Source organism: Solirubrobacter ginsenosidimutans (assembly GCF_027587205.1).
Genome location: NZ_JAPDOD010000062.1, coordinates 1 through 20500 on the forward strand (window position 1 = coordinate 1; position 20500 = coordinate 20500).

Here is a 20500-nt window from a genome sequence, read left to right on the forward strand (position 1 = left end):
CGGGCGGCGGGCCTGGCGGCGCGCGCGACCGGCTTGGCGGCCGGCTTGGGCTCGCCGGCGGCGGGCTTGGTCGCGCGCGCGACCGGGACCTGCTCGACGGGCGGCGGGGTCTCGCTGTCGACCTTGCGGGCGACGGTCGGGTCGGTGCCCTCGACGGGCTGATGGTCCTCGCCGGCGGCGGCGCGGGCCGCGGTCGCCGGCTGCGCCTCGACGGGTCCCGTGGGCTGGCCGGCCGCGACGCGCGCGGCGGCCTTGTCGGCCTCGACCTCCTCGGCATCGCCGGGGTGGGTCACCCGCGGGGCGCGGGCGACCGGCATCGCGACCGCCGGCGCTTGCGCCATGGCGCCCTTCGCGAGAGCGCCGCCGTCGTGCTTCTTCTCCGGCGCGTCGCCTCCGCCCGCGCCCCCGCCGGCGGGGGAGTCGCCGCCGGATGAGGCGCGCGCGACACGGCGCTTGGGCTTGACGGGCTTGGCGTGGTCCGTGCTCATGAGAGCGCCTCCAGGAACGCTTCGATGCCGCGCTCGGGTGCGGCGTGGCCGTCGCGGTCGAGCGGAGAGACGGCGCCGGCCTTGCCGTACTCGGCGCTTACCGCGCGTTCGACGTCGGTGGTCGCGACGTTGCCGTCGCGGTCGAGCGCGAGGAGCGTCGCCGAGAGCGCCGCGTTGCGGATCTGGCCGCCGGAGAGGACGCACCGCTCGGAGATCTCGTCGAGGCGGCGCGCGTCGGCGGTGTGGCCCTCGGGCAGATGCAGCGCCCAGATCTCGCGCCGCTCGAGCGGGCCGGGCTCGACGAAGCTGACGACGACGTCCATCCGGCGCGAGAACGCCGGGTCGATCCGGTCGGCCGCGTTGGTCGTGACGGCGACGATCCCCTGGTAGGACTCCAGCCGCTGCAGCAGGTAGTTGGTCTCGAGGTTGGCGAAACGGTCGTTGGCGGAGCGCACCTCGGTGCGGGCGCCGAGCAGCGCGTCGCCCTCGTCGATCAGCAGAAGCACGTCGAGCTCTTCGGCGGTCGAGAGGATCCGGTGGAGGTTCTTCTCGGTCTCGCCGACGTACTTGTTCACGACGGCGGCGAGGTCGACCCGGAAGAGGTCCATGCCCAGCTCGGCGGCCAGGATCCGCGCTGCCATCGTCTTGCCCGTGCCGCTCGCTCCTGTGAACAATGCGCGCACGCCGCGGGTCGCACCCGCACGCAGCGACGGCGCGAGCCGCTCGAGGATCCGCTCGCGGTGACGGCAGCGGCGCTCGAGCTCGAGCAGCCGCGCGCCGGTCCGCTCGCTCACGACCAGCGACTCCCACGTCCCGGCCGGCTCGACGTGCGTGGCGAGCGTCTCCAGCCGCTGGCGGTTCAGGCTCCGGCACGCCTGGCGCACATCGGCGGCGCCGACCTGCTCGCGCCGCTCCAGCGCGGCGATCGCGCGCGCCTCGGTCGCGACGCGGCGCAGATGCCCGGCGGGCAGCAGGAACCGCTCGGCGAGCTCCTCGACCGGCTGGGCGGGCAGCGCGCCCTCCCACAGCCGCAGGCGCTCGTCGAAGCCCTCGGGCGGCAGCTCGAGCGTGACCGAGCGCAGCATCGCCTGGCCGCGCACGCCGCCCTCGCCCGCCAGCACCGCGGCGAGCGGGCCGTCGTAGCCGGGAGGCGAGGCGAGCGTCGCGGTCTCCCCCGGCGCGAGGTCGAGCACCACCATCGGTAGCGCGCCCAGCGCCGTGCACAACGGCCCCACCCGCCTCCATGACGCCTCGTCGGCGGCGGTCTCGCCGTCGACGCGCAGCACCGCGACCCCGAGCGAGCGGGCGACGGCGCCGACGACCTCCTCGCGGTCGCTGCCGCGCATCCCGCGGACCACGAGCGTCGAGGCGCGCTCGCGCGCGAGCACCGCCGGCAGCTCGTGCACGCGGGCGGCGACGCCAGGCGCGAGCACGAGCTCCCGCGCGTCAGGAAGCTCCCACCGCAGCTCCATCCCGGGCTCGGGCGCGACTGCCGCGAACCCGCGGATCGCTTCCCATAGCCCGCTCGGAACGCGCAGCACCCACTGCGAACGGGGGACTCGTGGATCGGCGGCCTCGACGAGCCCGGCGTCCAGCAACCGCCGCCCGAGCGCCCAATGGTCGACGCCGACGACGCGCCCGAGCGTCTCGAGCATCGCCGTGCGCGCGCCTCCTGGCTGCAGGTCCGAGAGCAGCTCCGCGAACCGCGAGTCCTCCTCGGCCAGCCCGGCGGTCAGCAGCGCCATCCGGTCGTCGAGGTCGAGCACCCCGGCGCGGGCGAGCGCGACCAGCGGCGGCGGGCGCTCCGCCGGCGCCTCGCGCTCCCACTCGCTCAGCGCCCGCGGCCACCACGCCACGGTCTCCTCCCACCCGAGCCCGTCCGGGAGGTAGGGAGCCATCGTCTGGAGGTGCCCGCGCAGGAACGGGTAGCGGGCGAAGAGCTCGTCGGCGTCGCCGCCGCCGAGCGCGCCCAAACCGCGCGCGTAGACGATCACGCGATAGACGGCGGCGTGCACGTTGACGGCGAAGTGCGACGCGGGCGAGAGCTCCAGGGCGGCGAACGGGTTCACAGGGCGTCCTCGAAGTGGAGGCGGATCACGCGTCCGTAAAAAGGCATCCAGCCGGGATCGGCGTCGAGTCCGGCGCGCCGGACGCGCAACGAGATCGCGTCGAGCGTCAGGACGACGTCGACGTGGGTGCGGGTGACGTGGACCGTCCCCCACCGGATGAGCAGCTCCGCCGCGACCGCGTCGCCGTCCACCTCCAGCGCCTCGGCGAGCCGCGCGCGGACGGCGGGGAGCGAGCGTGTGAGCCACCCCCGCGTGTATGGCGAATGCAGGGCGACGCCGGGCTCGCGGCCGGCGAGCAGCGCGAGCACCTCCCACACCGCGTCGGGGGGCGGGTCGCCGAGCAGGTCGCGTGCGAGTGCCTCGAGCACCCCCCACGCCCCGAGCTCGGCCGCCACGCGCTCGTCGTCCGGAAGGTCGAGCCAGGCGATCGCGTTGACGAGCATGAAGACACCGGCCAAGCCGGTGGTGACGCCGTCCTCCCAGGCGGCCGCGTCAGCGCGCGGCGGCGGCGAGGAGCGCGCGGTCCGGGCCGGCGGCGCGGGCGGAGCGTCGCGGGACGCGGTCGTCTGTGCCTCGGCGACCGTGTCTGCCGCCGCCGGGTCGAGCGGCCGTGGCGGCCGTGGCTCGACCGGGTCCACGTGCCCCGGCGCGGAGGGCGTCCGTGGAGCGGTCGCGGCGGAGTCGCTCGCGGCCGGGACGCTGCGATCCAACGCCCGGCGCAGCATCGGCGCCGAGCGGCGCAACTCGCCGGCGAACGCCTCGCCGCGCGCGCTCGCGGGCCGAGCGTGCAGGCGCAGGGCCGTGCGGAGCAGCAGCCGTCGCGCGTCGGCGAGCCGGACGCCGCCCTCGCCCGACGCGGGCGCGGGCGCGCGGGCGCCCGTCACGTCTGGCGCCGCCGCGGGCGCCCGGGTGAGCGCGGCCGGCGTCTCCCGGCGGGTCAAGCGCGGGTACTCCGGGCGCTCGTCGGCGCCGGTCTCGGGCGCACCCGGCGCGCCGGGCTCGAAGCCACCGGGAGCGAACGCCGCCGCGAGCTCGACCGCCACCGCCGCCAGCGCCGGCGCGTCGTGCGCGCGGGCCAGCGCGTGCAGCACGGTCACGACGTCGTCAGCGTCGAAGGTTTCCAGCACGGCGGCCGCGCGGTCCCACGCGTGCAACTCGGCGAGGACCGCCGGGGCCGCCTCGGGCTGTCCCGCGAGCAAGTCCGCCGGCGTCGAGCCGAACCGCCCCAGCAGCAACCGCCACCACCAGCGCCGCCCGGCGGCGCCCCGCGCGAGGTCCGCCGCGAGGCAGGCCAGCAGCTCGGCCTCGTCGCGAAAGAGGACCGCTTCGGCGCCCTCTGCGACGACGCCGTTCTCGGGGCGTGCCGCCCGCGCGGCGAGCTCGGCGAGGCGTGCCCGGCACGCGTGATCCCAGCCGGCGCCACTGAGCGGCGCGTCGACATCGGCGCGCCGGACGACGAGCACGGCGGCGGGCGCGAGCTCGCGCGGGCGGATCTCCGCGGCCCGCACGCGGCTCTCCAGCGCGCTGCGCAACGCCGGGGTATCCCGCGGCACGCCGCGGGTCGCGAGCCGCCCGACCTCGGCGGCCGGCAGCGTCACGGGCCGCCCTCGAGCACGTCGGTCGCCTCGATGTGTTCCGCGTTCGCGCGCAACGTGACGCGGAAGTTCGGCGCCAGCGCGATCCGGGGTCCGACGGCGACCCGCGCCGAGAGCGACACCTCGCGCTCCTCGCCCGGCTGCATCGCTTCGAGCACCGGCGGGTCCAGGTGCACGTCCACGAGCCCGCCCGCCAGCTCGGCGTCCGCCTCGAGCGCGACGTCGGCCGTGGTGTTGAGGTCCGAGCGGACCGTGTAGGTGACATTGACGACCCGCCCGCCCGCCGGGCGCTGCTCGGAGCGCGTGAGCTGCAGGTCGCCGGCGAGCGACTTCGCGGGCAGCACGGGCAGCGAGACCACCTGCTCGCTCCCGCCCGCGCGCACTCGGACGTCCAGGCGCTCGCCGCCGTCCGGGATGTCGAGTGGCGGCAGCGTCACCTCGACCGCGTCGTCGGAGAGCTTGCGGACCTCCGCCTTGACGTCGCCCACGAAGACCGCGGCCTTGTCGATCCCGGCGCCGCGCAGGATCACGCGCTCGTCGGCCGCGACCGCCCGCGACGGCTCGACGGACCGCAGCCGGAAATCCCCGTACCAGTAGTCCGGGGCGAGGTAGCGCGAGAGGAAGACCGTCTCGGTGACGTTGTCGCCGACGGCGAGCGAGTAGAACCAGATCAGCTCACCCGCGGCGACGTCGATCGGCGGGTACGCGAGCGAGTCGCGCACGAGGCGCTCGATCCGGTCCGGCGCGAGCCAGCCGCCCCAGACGTACGACATGCCGGTGGCGAAGGCCCCGTAGTCGAACGAGTCCGGGAGCAGCCCGGCGGCGGGCAGGAAGCGCATGTACTGCCGCGCCTGCAGGGAGCCGGCGTCGGGGCGTGTGGCGAGCTCTCGGGCCTGGGTCTGGAACTGCGCGCTGGCCGCCACCCGGAGCGCGGTCCGGCGCGGCCGCTGGAACGCGGCCCACACGTCCGACGGCGAGGTCAGCGGGACCGGCGTGCGGCTCGCGGCCGGCCCGTCGAGGAACTCGATCTGCCCGCCCGACCACGCCACGACCGCGATCGGGACGTCGCAGTCGGTCAGGCGCCCGAGGCCGCGCAGCGTCGCCAGCGCGCCGGGGTGCTCCGTGGACGAGGGCGTCGGGTTCTCGTCCGCGATCAGGCCGGTGTCCAGCAACAGGTGCGCGAGCACGTTGCGGGTGCGCAGCCGCGCGGCGCTGCCGGCCGCCGCCAGCAGGGCCGAACGCGCGTCCTCGTCGAGGCCGGAGCTGTCCGCCATGCCCGCGATGTCGAGCGCGACGAGCCGGAACGCCACCCCTTCGACCGTGTAGCGGGCGCCGCAGTCGGCCGCGACGCCGCCTGCGCCGAAGCCGACGGCGGCCGCGCGCCCACTCGGGCCCGCGGCCTGCGAAATCGTGAGCAGGTAGAAGCCGGTGCCGCTGACGACCGGCGCCGTCGGCACGCTCGCGCAGGGGGCGAACGCCGACGCGCCGCCGGAGGCGTCGCCCGTCGCGCTGACGACGAGCGCCACATCCACCGCCGTGCCCAGCTCGATCACGTCGCCCAGCGCGTCCAGCGCCAGGCCGGGCTCGACGTGCACCGAACGCCGGTCGCTGCCGGTGAGGACGCCGAGCCCCCCGACGACACCCCAGCCCTGCGCGCGGCCGAGGCGCCGGCGGTGCTCCAGCCCGGCACGCTGCTCGTCGCGCAGGTCCTCGGCGGTCAGGACGCGGCCGTTGAAGAAGTTGACGTTGTCGATGCCGTCGTCCAGGACGGGCGTGTTGAGTGCGATCCCGGTCATGTCAGCCGTTCTGGTCGTGGTCCAGGTCGCGGTCGCGGACGAACCGGGTCACCGTCGTCAGCCGCGAGCGCCGGACCGCGCGCTCGCCGAGACCCTCGTAGGTGATCGAGTTCGCCTTGGCGTATTCCTCCACGGTCACGCCGGAGTCGAGCGTGATGGCGCGCAGCGTGAAGGTGAACCGCAGGTGTCCGTGGGGTTCCTTCGGCGGGGTGACCACCAGCGTGAACACGTTGCGATGCGGGTTGCCGACGATGTCGATGTTGAGGGCCTCCAGGAACGGCGCCTTGTCGGTCTCCGCCGCCACCTGGAGGTTGTCCGTGCCGACCTTCTCGACCGCGACCGGGTTGTCCGGCGCTTCGAGGTTGAACCAGATCTCGTAGCGCCGCTCGTCGAGCTTGGTGATCGTCGCGAACGGCAGCACCCGCGCCACGGTGGGCGCGTCGGGCACCGCGATCGTCGCCGGCGCCCAGCGCTCCCCGTTGAACACGAGCGCGTTGCCGGGCTGCGGCTTGTCGTCGGCCACCGGGTTGCCCTGGAGCCCGACGACGCTCGGGTTCGGGTACGTGCCGGCGAGATCGCCGCCGGCGGCGTCGCCCACCCGCAGGACGTTGGCGAGCTGCCCGAGGGTGACGGCGTCCTGGGTGTCGACCGCGTCGGCGAGGCCCGTCAGCCGGTGCGTGCCGGCCTTCAGGTCGCCGCTGAGCGCCCGGGACCCGTCGACGAGCAGGTACTGCGTGTGGTCGTCGTCGCCGAGCCCCGTGAGTTGGCCGTGATCGGTGATCGGCGCCTTCGGCACCCACAGCGCGCCGTCGTAGGTCAGGACCTCGCCCGCGTCGGTGCCCGCGGTGTCGACGTCGAGGAGGTCGTCGAGGATCCGCACCTCCTCGGTCTCCGCCGCGGTCAGCCGCATCAGCCACTCCTGCAGGAAGCGGGTGCTGAGCAGCAGCGGCCGGTCGGCGTCGTCGACGGCGGGCGGCCCGGCGACCGAGAGCGTGCCGTCCTCGAGCAGGTCGACGTCGACGTCGATGCGGGCGAGCAGCACGCACGTCTCGTCTCCCGGCGCCAGGCAGGGATGCTGGGAGAGCTCGGGGCGCAGGCGCACGATCCAGTCGGCGACGAGCTCGCGGATCTCCTCGAGCGCGACGGGCTCCTCGGGCGGCGACCATGGCGGCGAGCCCGTGTCGTCGACGTGCACGATCTGGTCGAGCAGGTCGCCGAGCCCTGGTCCGGCCGTCTCGCCACCCGCTGCGGGCGGGGAGAACGCGAACTTGAGCTCGAAGCCGTCGGTGATCCGCGAAGCGGCCATCGACTCCTCGTCGGACTGACAAGGCTCCGACGGCAGCGGCACCTTGTCGGTCTCGCACTCGCGGTAGCAGAGGACGACGTAGAGCCCGAGGCCGCCCTGACCGGGTGACCCGCTGAGGTGCGCCAGCACCTCGGTGCGGTTGCGTGCGACCCAGTCGTCGAGGTTCGCGCACTGGTCCGACGGGACGCAGATGAACCGCCCGGCGCCGTCGACGGCGAGCCCGGGCCGGACGACCACGCGCCCCTGGTCGAACGCCACCGCGAGGCCGGCGACCGTCCCGTAGCCGTGCAGCGCGCGCACGGCTCGGTGGTCGCGCTCGCGCAGGTAGAACTGCTCCTGGCGGAACTCGTCCTCGCCCAGCACGAGCCCGAGCGCGTAGTTCACGCGCTTGCGGGGGTCCAGCGACCCGCCCGTGCAGGCGCTCGCCGTGAAGTCGTTCATGGTCGTTCTCCTCGATCGGGGCGGACGCGGTCGCGGCCCACCACCAGCCGGTCGGGTACGTCACCCGGCGGCCGGACGCTCAGATAGCCGGTTGCCAGCCGGTCGCGGCCGAGCACGACGGCGACGAAGCGGCTGCCCTCGCCGATGACGGTGTCGAGCCCGACGCGGGCCTCGCCGACGCGGCAGGCGGCCCAGTACGGCTTGATGTCGTAGTCCGTGTGGACCGGGCGCTCGACGAGGACGACGCGCTCGACGCGGCTCAGGCGGCGCGCGCGGTCCTCGTCGCTGTCCTCGGGGCGCACCGGGACCAGGACGGTGAACCGGTGGGCGCGGCGCTCGGTCGCCAGCACGATCGAGACGAACTGGATCCAGTCGAGCAGCTCGGCGCCCTGCTCGGGCAGCTCGGCCGGGAGCGCGATGTCCGCGAACGCGGTCACGGCCGCGCGCCCCCACGCGGCGGCCAGTTCCTCCGGACGGCGGTAGCGCGAGGTCAGGAACCGCCGCCACGACTCGACGTCCGCGCTGCCCGGCTCCTCATACGGGATCGCGAGCGCCTCGCGGACGAAGCGCCGCCAGTCGACCGGGTCGGCGGGCGGGAGCGGTGGGAAGCGCGCCGGCGCGGGTTGCGGGCCGTGGCGGGCGACCAGGAACGCGTTCCAGCGCTCGTGCAACGCGGCCGCCCCTTCGGCCGGGGTCCAGCGCTCGCCGCTGTCGACCTCGCGGGGCCCGTCGAGCTCCGACGGGTCGCCGAGCGCCACGGCCGGCACGCGCCGGGTCAGGAACGACTCGACGATCCGCGGCGTGAACGCGGCCGTCGCGCCGCCGCCGCACCCGCAGTCGCATGCCGCGTCGAAGAGCGCGGCCGAGGGGCAGGCGTCGATCGCCAGCCGGATCATCAGCAGCAGCCCGGCGCGTGTGCCGCGCAGGCGGAAGAGCTCAGGCAGGTGGTCGATGAACAGCCGTCGCCGCTCGTCCTCCCAGTCGGCTTCGAGCACGACGCCGAGCCACGAGGCGAGCCAGGGCAGGTAGTCGCCGTCGACGGTGCGCACGTCGTAGTGGCGCTGCGCCGTCGCGACGCGATCCTCGATCGCCGTGAAGATCCCCTCGGGGTTCGCCAGGTAGCGGTCCAGGAACGAGGCCGAGACCGGATCCTGCGCGAACACGTCCGGCAGGTACTCGCGCAGATACGAGAACCGCGGGCGGTAGACGCGCAGCGCGAACAGCCGCGGCGTACGGCGCCCGTTGCCGGTCACCCGCAGGCGCAGCTGAAGGTGGCGACCGGTGGCGCGCTGCAGCAGCAGCTCCCACGTTCCCGAGCCCGGCGGGCGCTCGGCCCGCGGGCGCGGCGCGGCGGGCAGTTCGGAGCCGTCGCCGCGCAGGTACGGCGCGGGCTCGTCCACCCACTCGGCCGCGGCCAGGAGCTCCGGCGTGTCGCCCGCCCGGCTCTGCACGCTCACCGACGTGCCGGCGGGCAGGCAGGCGTCGAGCAGGAGGCGGTGCCAGACGCAGTCCGGCCGTGCGCTGTCGAAGCCGTGCAGCAGCACCGAGCCCTCGACGCCGTAGCGCGGTGTGCGGCGGTCGACGAGTGCCAGCCAGCGCTCGCCCGAGTCGAAGTACACGGCATCACCCGCCCGCACCAGGCCGCGCCCCGCGAACAGCCGCAGCGGGAAGTACTCGAGGGTCGGCGTCAGCTCGGTCCCGTCCGCGGACAGCAGGAACGCGTAGGCCTGGTTGCCTTCCGTGTCCACGGCGAACAGGCGCCCGGCCACGCCGTCGCCCGCGGGCAGGAACGCGATGTCGTGCGGCGCGCCGCGCAACTGGCCGGCGTCGAAGGCGAACGGCACCGGCTCACCGCTGCGGCGCACGCGCAGGATCCGCGTGCCTTCGAGGAGCAGGACCGAGTCGTCGGGGAGGCCCTCGACGACGTCGGGCCGCAGATCGAACGGGAGCGCGAAGCCGCGCTCGATGCGCTCCGCGCACGGCTGCGCGGGCAGCGGTGACGGCCCGAAATCCTCGACGGGCGCCGGCGGCGCGCCCGCGCCGCCGAGATCGTGCACACGGAAGTCGTGATCGAGGCGCCAGAGCCGCGCGGCCGGGCCGCCGGGGGGATGGTCGAGCACCCAGAGCCCGTCGCCCGGAGCGGGCGCCATGTCCACGGGGGCGAACGCGAACGGCCAGCGCAGCTCGACGGGCGGCCCGCCGCCGTGCAGGTCGAAGAGCAGCAGGCCGGGCAGCGACGGCACGCCGACGACGAGGTGGTGATGCTCGGTGACGGCCAGGCCCGACAGCGCCACGGGCTCCGGCGCCGGCGGCGGCACGAGCGGCGCGAAGTCGCCCACCGGCTCGCTCGGCGGGGTCTCCACCGGCCAGTAGCGCACCGATTGGCGCTCGCCCGCGCGCACCAGCCGGATGTCCCTGCGGCCGGGGCCGATGAAGAACCAGTGGCCGTAGCGGTCGCGCGCGGCACCGCGCCGGTCGGTCGGGCGCAGGTCGCGGTTCGCGCCTGGGCGCGGGAACCGGAACTGCTCGCGGGTCAGCGTGACCGAGGAACCTTCGCCGTCCCACTCGAGGCCCTCGCCGCTCGCCTCGAGGTCCCAGTCGGCCTCGCTCAGGCGCAGGTCGTAGGGCGTGGCATTGGCGTCCACGTCAGCACTCCACGGGATCGACCGGCACGGGCAGGGTCTTGGCGGAGCCGGGCGGCGGCGAGCCGGCGTCGCCGCGGATCTCGTCCAGCGGGCGCGGGTCGCCCTGGGAGACGGCGATCGCAGCCAGCCGAGGGAGCTGGAGCCCGCTCATCGGGACGCGGTCGCGCGCGGTGCCGGAGCTGTCGGTGAGCTGGGTGTCGAAGACCTTCGCGACGCCGTCGACGTTCGCCGCCTGCGCCCACAGCTCGAGTCGCTCGACGCTCGTCGCGACGGGCCAGCCACCTTCAGGCCGGCCTTCATGCGGGAGCGGGCTCAGGAACGTGCGGATCCGGCGCTTGACCGCCTCGAGCACCGGGGCGATGTCGCGGCCGGGCTCGACATCGACGCCGATCGACGCCCAGACGTCCACGTAGACCGGTCCGCGCACGTGCAGCTCGGTGGTCAGCAGCCGCCGCGGCTCCAGGTGCGCGCAGACGAGGTCGAGGAACAGCCCGTCCGGCTCGGGCGCGTCCGGGTGAACCGGGTCGAACTGCGGGATCACCATCACGGTCAGCACCCCGGGCAGGCGCGCGTCCGGCAGCTGCGGGTTCAGCAGCGCCAGCACCTCCACGCGCCCCATGTCGACGCCTGGGGTGACCTCGGCGATCTCCTGCACGTCCTCGGCGGTCACCAGCCGGTCGCGGTGGCGCACGACGCGCGCGATCTGGCGCTCGGCCTCGTCGACGGAGAGCGCCTCGTCCCCGCCCCAGGTCGGAAGCGGGTTGGTGACCTTCAACCCGGCGGGCAGGGCCGGGCCAGTGGTCACGGCGTCCACGCCGACGTCGCCCGCGCGCCCGCCGCCATAGTCGTACGTGGCCTCGATCAGGGCGCCGGCGGCAGGCCGTGCGCCGTGGCTGCCGTCGCCGAAACGGATCTCGCCCGACTCGCGGTCGACGGTGTAGGCGGTCGCCGGCAGCGTCGCCTGATCCCCATAGCCGACGCCGGGCGCGCTGGAGGAGGGCACCTCGGGCGCGGCGGCCAGCAGGTCGTCGACGAGCGTCCAGGCCGTGCCGTCGACGGTCAGCGCCACGCTGTCGGTCAGCACCGGCGTGTTGACCAGCGCGTAGGCCTGGTCCGGCGCGCCGCTGCCGCGGCCGACGAGCTCGTGCGGCACCCGCGCGCGATGCTGGATCAACGTGGCGTTGACGCCCGCCCAGCGCAGCGTCACGCTCGCCTGGCCGAGCGCGCCCGCGGTCGCGGCCGGGCGGATTCGCACCCAGGTGACGATCCGCTCGGCGTCGTCGCCCTCGACGGCGGGCGGGAAGTCGCCGGTGCCGTCCTCGTCGGGCTCGAGGTCCTCCCAGAGGCCGAGCTGGCCGACGTCGCCGGGCAGCGTCAGCTGCACCAGGCCCGGCTCGGCGAGCACGTCGGCGCTCGCGTCGGACGGGATCAGCGTGTAGCGGGCGAGCCGCGCGTCGGCGTCCTGCGGGAGCGGCTCGACGCGCGGCAGCTCGAAGCGCAGCTCGCGCGCGAGCCCCGCCGCCGGCCCGCCGGGCGCGAGCACGCGGCCGTCGCCCGAGGTCTCGGGCACGATCCCGACGGTCAGCACGGCGCCCGCGAGCGAGCGCCGCACCGCGCCGACGGCGTCCGGCGTGCGCGCCATCAGCGCCAGCCACAGCGTCTGGTCGACCGTGCCTGAGCTCAGATCCACCGTCTGCGCGGCCCAGTCCACCGGCCGCGTCTCGTAGAGCAGCAGCTGGTCGCCGGCGCTGCCGAAGCCTTCGTAGATCAGCTCGTAGCGGGCGCGGATCTGCGCTTCGCGGTCGGCCGTCAGCGGCGCCTTGACGAACGCGCGGCCCTCGGCGGGCACGACCGACAGAGCGTGCGTCGTCCGGAACGGCACCTGTCCGGCGAGCAGCTCCAGGTCGGTCTCGACCAGGATCGGCGAGAGCGGGCCGCTCTGGTACTCGAACGCGACGATGCCGGCGGCCGCGTGCGCGGGCTCGAGCGGGATGTCGAGCAGCTGCAGGAACTTGATCCGCGCGCGCTCGGGGATCAGTGCGCTGCGGTAGCGCACGCTCTCCGCGAGGAACGCGAAGAGCTGCAGCAGGGTGATGCCGGGGTCGGACGGGTTGTAGTTGGTCCACTCGGGGTTGTGGACGCGAATCCGGGCGATCGCCTCGTCCAGCAGCTCCTGATAGCCGCGGCCGTCGATCTCGGGAATCTGGAGGGGCATGGGTCGTTATCCCGTCAGTCGGACGGCCAGGTCGAGTTGGTCGGTGCGCGCGGTCGCGACGAGCTCGTAGGCGATCGTCACGTTGGCCTGCTCGGGCTCGTCGGCGTCCTCGAGGACGCTCACTCCGGTGACCGTGATCCGCGGCTCCCAGCGCCGCAGCGCGCGCATGATGCGGTCCTCCATCAGCGCGTGGGTCGCGGGGGTGTTGGGCTCGAAGAGGAACGTCCGCAGCCCGCCGCCGAAGTCCGGCAACATGATCCGCTCGCCCGGGTCGGTGAGCAGGATCGTCCGGATCGACTCACGGATGTTCGCGTCGCCCGTGGACCACGCGACGCGCCCGTCGGTGCCGATTCGCACCGGGAAGGAGGTTCCGCGCCCAAAGAGCGCCGCGCCGTCGCCGGTCATCCGCGCCTCACGCTCGGGAAGCAGATCTTGAACAACGGCAACCACCAGAACACGATGTTCAGCAGCGCCACGATGATCATCAGCAGGATCAGCGCGCAGATCGTGATGATCGGGATCGAGAGCTGACAGACCATCCCGAAGCTGAAGCCGCCGTCGCTGCCCGTGTTGCCGGACTCGAGGTCTGAGACCTTCATCGCCTGGAACCGGTTGAGCTGATTGCGCAGCTCGGTCGACAACGCGATCGAGACGCCCTTGGGCGACTTGCGCAGCGTTGCGAGATTGAGGTCGTTGGGCATCGCGATCTGAGACGGCCGGACGGGGCCGTCGGGGTCGTAGAGGGAGGCGAACACGAACGGCGCCGAGGGCGGGCTGAGCTCGAGCCGGTGCTCGGGCACGCAGTTCGGCCGCTCGTAGCCGCAGCGCGCGACGAGCACCGCGTCCTCCTCCGCCTGCGGGTCGTCCGCCGGGACGGCGACCGCGGTGGTCGTCGTCGGCTTCGGGAAGAGCCCCTTGATCTGGGTGAAGACGGCGGTCGAGCCGGGCAACGCGCCGGGGTTGACGCCGAGCGTGCCGAGCGCGGGCGTGATCTCCGTGCGCAGCAGGTCCGAGAACGGCTTCGGAACGGCCGCGGTCGGGTCGCTGGTGCGAGCGGCCTGGAGCGCGTCCCGCCACGTCGTGCCCTTGCGGAACCCGTCTTTGGCGGTGAAGACACTCAGGGTCGCGGCCTGCGCGTCGGTGACGCGCTCCGCGAGCTCGAGCGTGTCGAAGTAGATCGCCTCACGCAGCTTGGCCAAGGCCGGCACCGTCTTCGGCGCCGCGCGCGACACCTCGATCAGGCCCTCGATCGCGGGGAGGAACGGCGCCAGCCGCGGGTCGGTCGCGCCGGCGAGGGGGTCGTTGCCCGCGTCGGCGGGGACCGCCGGGGCGGCGCGCAGCCGCTCGCGCGAGCCGACCGGGATCAGGCCCGCGAGCAGCTTCCGGTTGCCGCCGAGCGCCTGGTAGGCGATGCCGAAGAGCGGCAGGCGCTGCTCGCTCGCGACCAGCCCGGGTGCGGGCACGGGCGTCCAGGTGCCGGTGCCGGCGGCGCCGGGGACCCACGCGTACTCGCTGAAGGTCGCCGCGTTGAGGGGGTCGGGCGGGACGTTCGCACTGCGGCGGCGCAGTTGGCGCAGGACGAAGAACGCCGACTCCTGGCGGGTGGGGTCGACCATCCGGTCGGGGAGGCCGCGCTTGCTGCAGACGAGGGTCGCGCTGACGAGATAGAAGCGTCCCTGCAGCGGCTGGAAGAGCTTCAGTGTCCCGGTGTCCAGCGGCAGCCCGGCGGCCGGTGCGCGCCACGTCTCGTTGCGCGCGAGGAAGCCGTCGAGCCCCTCGCCGCCCGCGGTCAGCACGGCCTGCACGCGATCCATAAAGTCGTCGGTCGCGAAGCGCAGGATCGCCGGGCGCCCGAGGTCCACCCCGCCGCCGGACGCGGCCTGCCAGAGCGGCGCCGCGGTGCGCCACTGGATGCGTTCGCGCAGGACGGTCACCAGACGTTCCCCGCCCCGGGCGTGTAGCTGGAGCTCACGACCGCGTTGGTGATGACGGTGTCGGCCTTGACGACGCCGCTGAACGTGGACATGCCCGCGTTGACGGTCACGCTGCCGGCGGTGATCTCGACCGTCGAGGCCGAGACGGTCGCCTTGGCGGAGGTCGTCAGCGTGATGCCCGAGCTCTCCATCACGGCTCGGTTGCCGTTGGCGTCCTCGAGCGTGATCGAGCCCGGCCCGTCGCGCAACGTCGCCTTCTGCCCGCCGGGGGTCTCGAGGATCAGCTTCTCCTGGCCCTGCTCGTCGTCGAGCGTGACCTTGACGCCGTTGCGGGTCTTGATGATCCGGTGCGGATTGCGCCCGGCACCGTCCATCGTGTCCGGCGGCTTGTCGCGCCCGTTCCAGAGCGCACCGAGCACATAGGGCCGCGACGCGTCCCCGCCCTCGAACGCGACGAGCACCTCGTCGTCGACGTCAGGGACGAACCACGTGCCGCGATCCGCGCCCGCCATCAGCGTCGCCACGCGCGCCCATGCCTCGTAGGCGGCGCCGCCTCCGTCGGGAGTCCACGGCAGCTTGATCCGCACGCGCCCTTGGGAGTCGGGGTCCTTGACGTCGGTCACCAGCGCCGGGTGCACGCCGTAGAACAGCCCGCCGTGTCCGGTCGGGACGCGCTCGTCGATGTAGGTGTCGAGCCCGGTCATCTACAGCCCCGCCCGTTCGAGCTCGAAGGTGGTCAGGTAGCCGCGCGATCCGTCGAAGGTGTGCAGCGCGCGCGCCACGTGGTAGGTCCCGTTGAGCGCGCCGACGCCGACGACGTCGATCGCCGCCCCGACACGGATGCGCCCGTCGCCCTCGGTCACGCCACGCGCGGTGAGGAAGCGCCGGGCGGTCTCGCGCAGCCGGTTCTCGGCCGCCGCGCGCGCTTCGCTGGTCGTCGTCGGGACGAAGTGCACGACCTGTCCCGGTCGCGCGCCGAACGCCCGCCGCAGGGTCGCCGGCCCGCTCGTCCCGCCCGCCAGCTCGGGCTGGATCGCGGCGTCGGTGGCCTCGACGTCGATCGCCTGCTTGGCGGCCACGTCCCAGCCCGACACCGAGACGCCCGTGTGCTGGCCGGCGACGTCGGCGAGGATCGCGATCTCGCGCAGCTCGCGCCCGTAGGTGATCTTCACGGGCGACCCCTTGCGGCGGGAGCGCTGGCGGGCGTGCAGCGTGTCGCCCTCCATCCACAGCTCGGCGTCGACGCGGCGCGCCACGTCGCGCAGGAACGCGAGGTCGCTCTGGTTGACCTGGGCGACGACGGCGCGCTGGGGCCCGTCCACGTCGAGCTGCGTCTGCAGCCCGTAGCCCTGGGCGACGCGCTGGATGACGTCGCGGTCGGTGACCTTCTCGAACGTCCGCGTGCGGCGGGTCATCCGCAGGTCCTGCAAGCGGTCCTCGGCGAGCACGACGAGCTCCGGCGCCGCGCCCTCGGGGAAGCGGGCCTCCAGTCCGGTGATGCGGCCGCGGAAGACCTCGGCGGCGCCGTCGCCCGCGCCCATCCGCAAGGCGAGCGTCTTGCCGAAGTCCAGCAGCGAGCGGTCCAGGTAGCGGTAGCCGGCGGTGCCGTTGGGCTCGCCCCAATTGCCGAAGCTCGCCTCGCAGCGAGCGCAGCCCTCGGCCGAGTCCTCGACGCGGGCGCTGATCAGGCCGCCGCTGAGCTCGGCGTTGTCCGCGCCGTCGAGCAACACCGACGGGCGCGCGGCATAGAGGGCGGGCGTGCCGGCCATCAGTGCGCCCTCGCCCGGCGGTCGCGCTCGGCGCGCTGCGCGATCAGCGCCAGCACCTCGAGCGGCTCGAGCGCGCGCGGCTCGCGCTCCGGCTTCGCCGCGGGCGCCACCTGCAGCGGCGCCGCGGGCGCCACGGTCACCTCGAGCTCGTTGACGATGACGGTCATCGCAGGCTCACGCCCGCGTGCGCGTCGATGAACTGCCCGGGCCGGGGCAGCCGCGGGTTCTCGATGCCGTTGGCGGCGGCGACGGACGGCCAGTCCTGCGGGCGCCCGGAGCGACCCATCGCCTGCTGGACGCTCTCGCCCTGGCGCATCTGCTGGCGCGGTTGCGTGCCCGGGGTCGGCGGCACCCCGGGAGCGTCGTCGTCGATCTGGAACTGGATGTCCTGGCTCGAGATCGAGAGGCTCACCCGCGCACGCAGCGGCCGGCCGTCGGAAGAGAAGAACTCGAGCGTCTCGTCCATCGAGTCCATGACGCCGTCGAACTTGAACGAGCCCCAGTGGAAGCGCACCGCGGGCGGCACCCACTTCTTCTCCTTGCCGTCCTTCTGCTCTTTGGGCTGCATGAAGTAGTTCACGCCCTCCGTGCGCTTGCGCACGTCCTTGTCGGTCTGGGAGGTGGTGACGTCGAACCACAGCTCGACGGCGAGCTTGGTCGTGCTCTTGGCGGCGAACTGCATCGCCGGGCCGCCGCGCTGGTCCTTGCCCTCGATCGTGTTCGTGTAGGTCACGCGCAGCGTCTCGGGGTTGAAGTCGACCGTCACGTCGTGCGGGAGCTCCTGGGCCGGCTTGCCCTTCTCGGTCGGGAGCTTGATCTCGCGCAGGTGGGCCTTGGCGGGCTGGTCAGCCATTGCCGTCTCCCGGTGCCAGGGCCAGCGTCTCGTAGGCGATCTGCATCTCCTCGATCGCCAGCGCGCCCTCCTTGGCGTCCAGCGTCGGGACGCGCAGCTTCAACGGCATGCAGCCGGTGAGGACGAAGGAGGCGTTGGTCCGCTTGCGGTCCGACGAGAGCATCGCGACCTGGCACTTGGCCCGCAGGTGGCGTTCCGTCTGCACCCGCTGGAACCAGTCCCAGAGGTCGAACGTGTCGGTCATCCCCCGCTTGAGCGTGAGCTGCCCGTAGCTCACGGGCCCCGCGAGGTGGATCGCGCGCGCGTTGTCGCCGCCTTGGCGGATCGTCTTGACCGCGGCGGTGAGCTCGAGCCCCGAGCACTCCGAGAACGCCGCGTCACAGAGCGCAGCGGACTCGCCGTCGAGCGTGATCGTCACGCGGAAGTTGAACGCGGTGAACGGGCGCTGGTCGGCGGCCATCAGGCGGTCTCCAGGAGCGTCGCGGGGCCGTTCTCGACGAGCGTCAGGCGGACGGTGATGAACGCCATCGGCCGCGACGGTGCGACCTGGATCTCGGCGACGAAGCGCCCTTCGTCGACGCTCGTCGGCGGGTTGAGCGCGTCGCCGGTGCGGACGCGGAAGGCCTGCGCCTCGGTCTCGCCCGCGAACGCCCCACGGGCGAACATGCGCGACAGAAGCGTCTCCAGCCGGCGCGCGACCTGGTCGCGCAGCTGCGGGCGGTTGGGCTCGAAGACCAACGTCACGCCGTCGCGCAGCACCAGCCGCCGCAGCAGCGTCAGCAGGCGCCGCACGCCGATCGCCTCCAGCTCCCGCTCGAGGCTCAGCGTGTGCGCGCCGTTGACGATCACGCCGCGCGGGTCGGTCATCAGCGGGTTGATCGCCAGCCCGGCGAGCACCGCCGGGTCGACGCCCGCGCGCTCGGGGTCGAGGCCGATGACCCCGTCGAGCGGGTCGTTGGCGGGCGCGATCCACGCGCCGCGGGAGAGCGTGCGCCCGGCGATCTTGCCGGTGGCCGCGCCGTCGGGCGGCACGACCCGCAGCGCCGGCCCGGACTCGATCACCCACGGGTGATAGAGCGCGCCGTAGCTGAGCGCGCCCGCCTCGCCGTTGTCGAGCGGGCGCACGCCGCCACGGCCAGGGTCGAACGCGGCGACGCCCGCCGGCGGCAGCAGCGCGGCGACGTGTGCCGCGGCCTCGGCCTCGCGCGCATCGGGCGGCAGGGCGAGCACGGCGAAGGCGCGCTCTTCGCGGGCGGCGCACATCCGCAGCAGCGCGCGCTGGACCGCCAGCAGGTCGCCTGTGGGCGACTGGGCATCCAGCGGGGCGAGCGTCCAGATCGATGTCGGGCGGGCGAGCACGATCACGGTGTTCGACCACGGGGCGACCCCGGCCGGCCGGACGCGTGCGTAGTGCGTGACGTCGCGATCGAGCTCGTAGCGCACGCGGTTGACGCTCGTCGTCACGGTGTCGTCGACGAAGCCGAACGCGGGATCGGTCGAGACCTGCAGCTCGTAGCCACCCTCGCCGGACGTGCACCAGGAGAGCTGGACCGCGTCGTCCTCGTCGTCGGCGACGATCTCGAGCTCGACCGGGTCCGGCGCGCGGCAGCACGTGTCGAAGCCGTCGCCGGCGAGCAGGTCGACGGTGTTCGACCACGGGCCTGACCGCGCACGCACGCGAAACCAGCGCCGGCCGGCGCAGGAATCCTCGCCGACGTCGAAGCTCAGCATCGTGCCCTGGACGAGTACGACCGGCGCGGCGAAGCCGGGCGCGGCGGATTCCTCGAGGACGTAGACGGTGGCGCCGTCGACCGCGGTCCAGCGCGCGAGGGTTCCCTCGAGCGAGAGCACGGGGGCGCCGAGCACGGGCGGGCGCTCGACGGCGACGCGCTGCCAGCCGCGGTGCGCAGCGTCCGGGACGGCGATCAGCGCGATCTCGGCGATCGGGTAGAGCGAGTGGATGCCGCGGAGCCGGCGCGGTGCGCGGGCCATGTAGGCGAGCTCGCGGACCTGGGTGTCGAGCCGGTCGACGCCGGAGTCGGCGAGCGCCGCGTCGACGAACAGCTCCGGGCTGAACCGCGCGAGGCCGTCGCGTGCCAGCGGCTCGGTCGCCGCTTCGGCCCCGCTCTCGTCGAGCCAGGCGGACGGCCGCTCGCCGTCCTGGGCGCGCGGGGCGATCGGGACGCCGAGCGGGAGCCACGGTCCGTCGTCGTCGCCGGCGGCGGCGAGCGGGAAGCGTGGCAGTGCGGCTTCGCTCCACAGCGCGGCGGGCAGCCGTGGCGCGGACACGATGCCGGTCCCGCCGGTCGCGACGCCCGGCAGGTTGGCGAGCGTGCCGAAGAGCGCCTCGTCGTCAGGCAGGTCGCGCCAGAAGCGCGGGTGCCCGGGTGCGAGGCCGAGATCGGCGAGACGGGCGATCACGGCCTCGTCGCGCCACACGAGCAGGTCGAGCGTGAGCTGCTCCACGAGCGGCGGCTCGCCGCCGTCGCAATCGCCGGCGCCCGGCGTCAGTCGCCACGCCGCGGTCAGCGCCAGGCGCGACCAGCCGTCGTCGTCGCCGGGCTCGGCCGGCGCGGGCGCCCCGGCCTGCGCGACGACGGTGCCGTCGCCGAGCGTCAGCGACAGCAGATCACCGGGGGCGATCGGCTCGCCCACCGGCACGAGCAGCACGCCGTCCTGGAGCCGCGCGCCGATCGGCGTGCCGCCGCCGGCGTCGAGGCGATCGGCGATGTCGAGCTCCGCGCACGCCAGCGTGACCGTCTCGACGCGGATCGCGGCGCCGAGCAGCGCGACCGGGCCCGCGGGCTCGCGCACGAGGCTCTTGACCGGCGCATAGATCGCGGCAGCCGATCCGGCGGGGGTGATCCGCAACAGGTCGCCGGCGACGACGCCGGGGGCGGCGATCAGCGCCAGTCGTCCGTCGCGCAGCCCGCCGGGACGGGCCGCGAGCGGGCGGCTGCGCAGGATGGCCGAGATGCGGAGGTCGCCCGCCCAGCTCCCGGGTGAGCGGGCGTCGAGCTCGGCCAGCCGCCACGCGCACGGGTCGGGGGTGGCGCGCAGCAACCCCCCGACGGGGAAGCGCGCCGTCGCCATGCTCGCGCGGTCGGCCGTGCGCACGACCCAGCAGCGTCGCCCGCCGTTGGCGAAGAACGCCTCGACCGCCGGGCCGAGCCGGCTGGTGACGGGTGCTCCGGTGACGCCGTCGCGCGCCAGGTCCACGTCACCGCCGAAGACGTCGCGGAAGCGCACGGCGTCCTCCACGGCGACGGGGACGTCGACGGGCCCGGCGGCGGCAAAGCCGGCGAACGCGGCCACGTCCATCCGCGGCAGCGTCTCCGGCGGCGCCGGGCGCCCGGTATCGAAGGTGATGCCGGGCAGGCGGGCGGCGG

Annotated in this window: 14 protein-coding genes and 1 pseudogene; all 15 read right to left on the reverse strand. The window is 74.5% G+C overall.

The window, feature by feature from the left end; all coding sequences use genetic code 11:
- Positions 1-488 (reverse strand): annotated as a pseudogene (locus OM076_RS38590) (hypothetical protein); the annotation flags it as partial.
- Positions 485-2557 carry an AAA family ATPase gene (locus OM076_RS46560; RefSeq protein ID WP_270045520.1) on the reverse strand — a complete coding sequence of 691 codons (2073 nt, stop codon included), beginning with the start codon at positions 2555-2557 and terminating at the stop codon, positions 485-487. The gene OM076_RS46560 and the pseudogene OM076_RS38590, both read right to left, overlap by 4 nt.
- On the reverse strand, positions 2554-4155 hold the full coding sequence (locus OM076_RS38600; protein WP_270045521.1) for a hypothetical protein: 1602 nt from the start codon (positions 4153-4155) through the stop codon (positions 2554-2556). Before OM076_RS38600 ends, OM076_RS46560 begins: the two co-directional genes overlap by 4 nt.
- Positions 4152-5948, reverse strand: a complete 1797-nt coding sequence (locus OM076_RS38605; protein ID WP_270045522.1) for a COG1470 family protein — start codon at positions 5946-5948, stop codon at positions 4152-4154. The genes OM076_RS38600 and OM076_RS38605 overlap by 4 nt, the downstream gene beginning before the upstream one ends.
- A gap of 1 nt (position 5949) precedes the next feature.
- Positions 5950-7695: a hypothetical protein gene (locus OM076_RS38610; RefSeq protein ID WP_270045523.1), complete on the reverse strand. Its 1746-nt coding sequence runs from the start codon at positions 7693-7695 to the stop codon at positions 5950-5952.
- A complete protein-coding gene (locus OM076_RS38615; protein ID WP_270045524.1) occupies positions 7692-10340 on the reverse strand; it encodes a phage tail protein in 2649 nt (882 codons plus the stop codon). The genes OM076_RS38610 and OM076_RS38615 overlap by 4 nt, the downstream gene beginning before the upstream one ends.
- A 1-nt stretch (position 10341) precedes the next feature.
- Positions 10342-12555, reverse strand: coding sequence for a baseplate J/gp47 family protein (locus OM076_RS38620; RefSeq protein WP_270045525.1), 2214 nt, complete (start codon positions 12553-12555; stop codon positions 10342-10344).
- A gap of 6 nt (positions 12556-12561) precedes the next feature.
- A complete protein-coding gene (locus tag OM076_RS38625; protein ID WP_270045526.1) occupies positions 12562-12960 on the reverse strand; it encodes a GPW/gp25 family protein in 399 nt (132 codons plus the stop codon).
- Positions 12957-14489 (reverse strand): serine/threonine-protein kinase, encoded by a 1533-nt coding sequence (locus OM076_RS38630; RefSeq protein ID WP_270045527.1) that lies wholly within the window; start codon positions 14487-14489, stop codon positions 12957-12959. Before OM076_RS38630 ends, OM076_RS38625 begins: the two co-directional genes overlap by 4 nt.
- Positions 14486-15193: a phage baseplate assembly protein V gene (locus OM076_RS38635; protein ID WP_270045528.1), complete on the reverse strand. Its 708-nt coding sequence runs from the start codon at positions 15191-15193 to the stop codon at positions 14486-14488. The genes OM076_RS38630 and OM076_RS38635 overlap by 4 nt, the downstream gene beginning before the upstream one ends.
- The gene (locus OM076_RS38640; protein ID WP_270045529.1) at positions 15194-16258 is read right to left on the reverse strand and encodes a phage late control D family protein; all 1065 of its coding nucleotides are present in this window, start codon (positions 16256-16258) and stop codon (positions 15194-15196) included.
- Positions 16258-16425 carry a hypothetical protein gene (locus tag OM076_RS38645; RefSeq protein ID WP_270045530.1) on the reverse strand — a complete coding sequence of 56 codons (168 nt, stop codon included), beginning with the start codon at positions 16423-16425 and terminating at the stop codon, positions 16258-16260. Before OM076_RS38645 ends, OM076_RS38640 begins: the two co-directional genes overlap by 1 nt.
- Positions 16422-17111 carry a CIS tube protein gene (locus tag OM076_RS38650; RefSeq protein ID WP_270045531.1) on the reverse strand — a complete coding sequence of 230 codons (690 nt, stop codon included), beginning with the start codon at positions 17109-17111 and terminating at the stop codon, positions 16422-16424. Before OM076_RS38650 ends, OM076_RS38645 begins: the two co-directional genes overlap by 4 nt.
- Positions 17104-17571: a phage tail protein gene (locus OM076_RS38655; RefSeq protein ID WP_270045532.1), complete on the reverse strand. Its 468-nt coding sequence runs from the start codon at positions 17569-17571 to the stop codon at positions 17104-17106. Before OM076_RS38655 ends, OM076_RS38650 begins: the two co-directional genes overlap by 8 nt.
- A complete protein-coding gene (locus tag OM076_RS38660; protein WP_270045533.1) occupies positions 17571-20432 on the reverse strand; it encodes a hypothetical protein in 2862 nt (953 codons plus the stop codon). Before OM076_RS38660 ends, OM076_RS38655 begins: the two co-directional genes overlap by 1 nt.
- Positions 20433-20500: the final 68 nt, after the last annotated feature.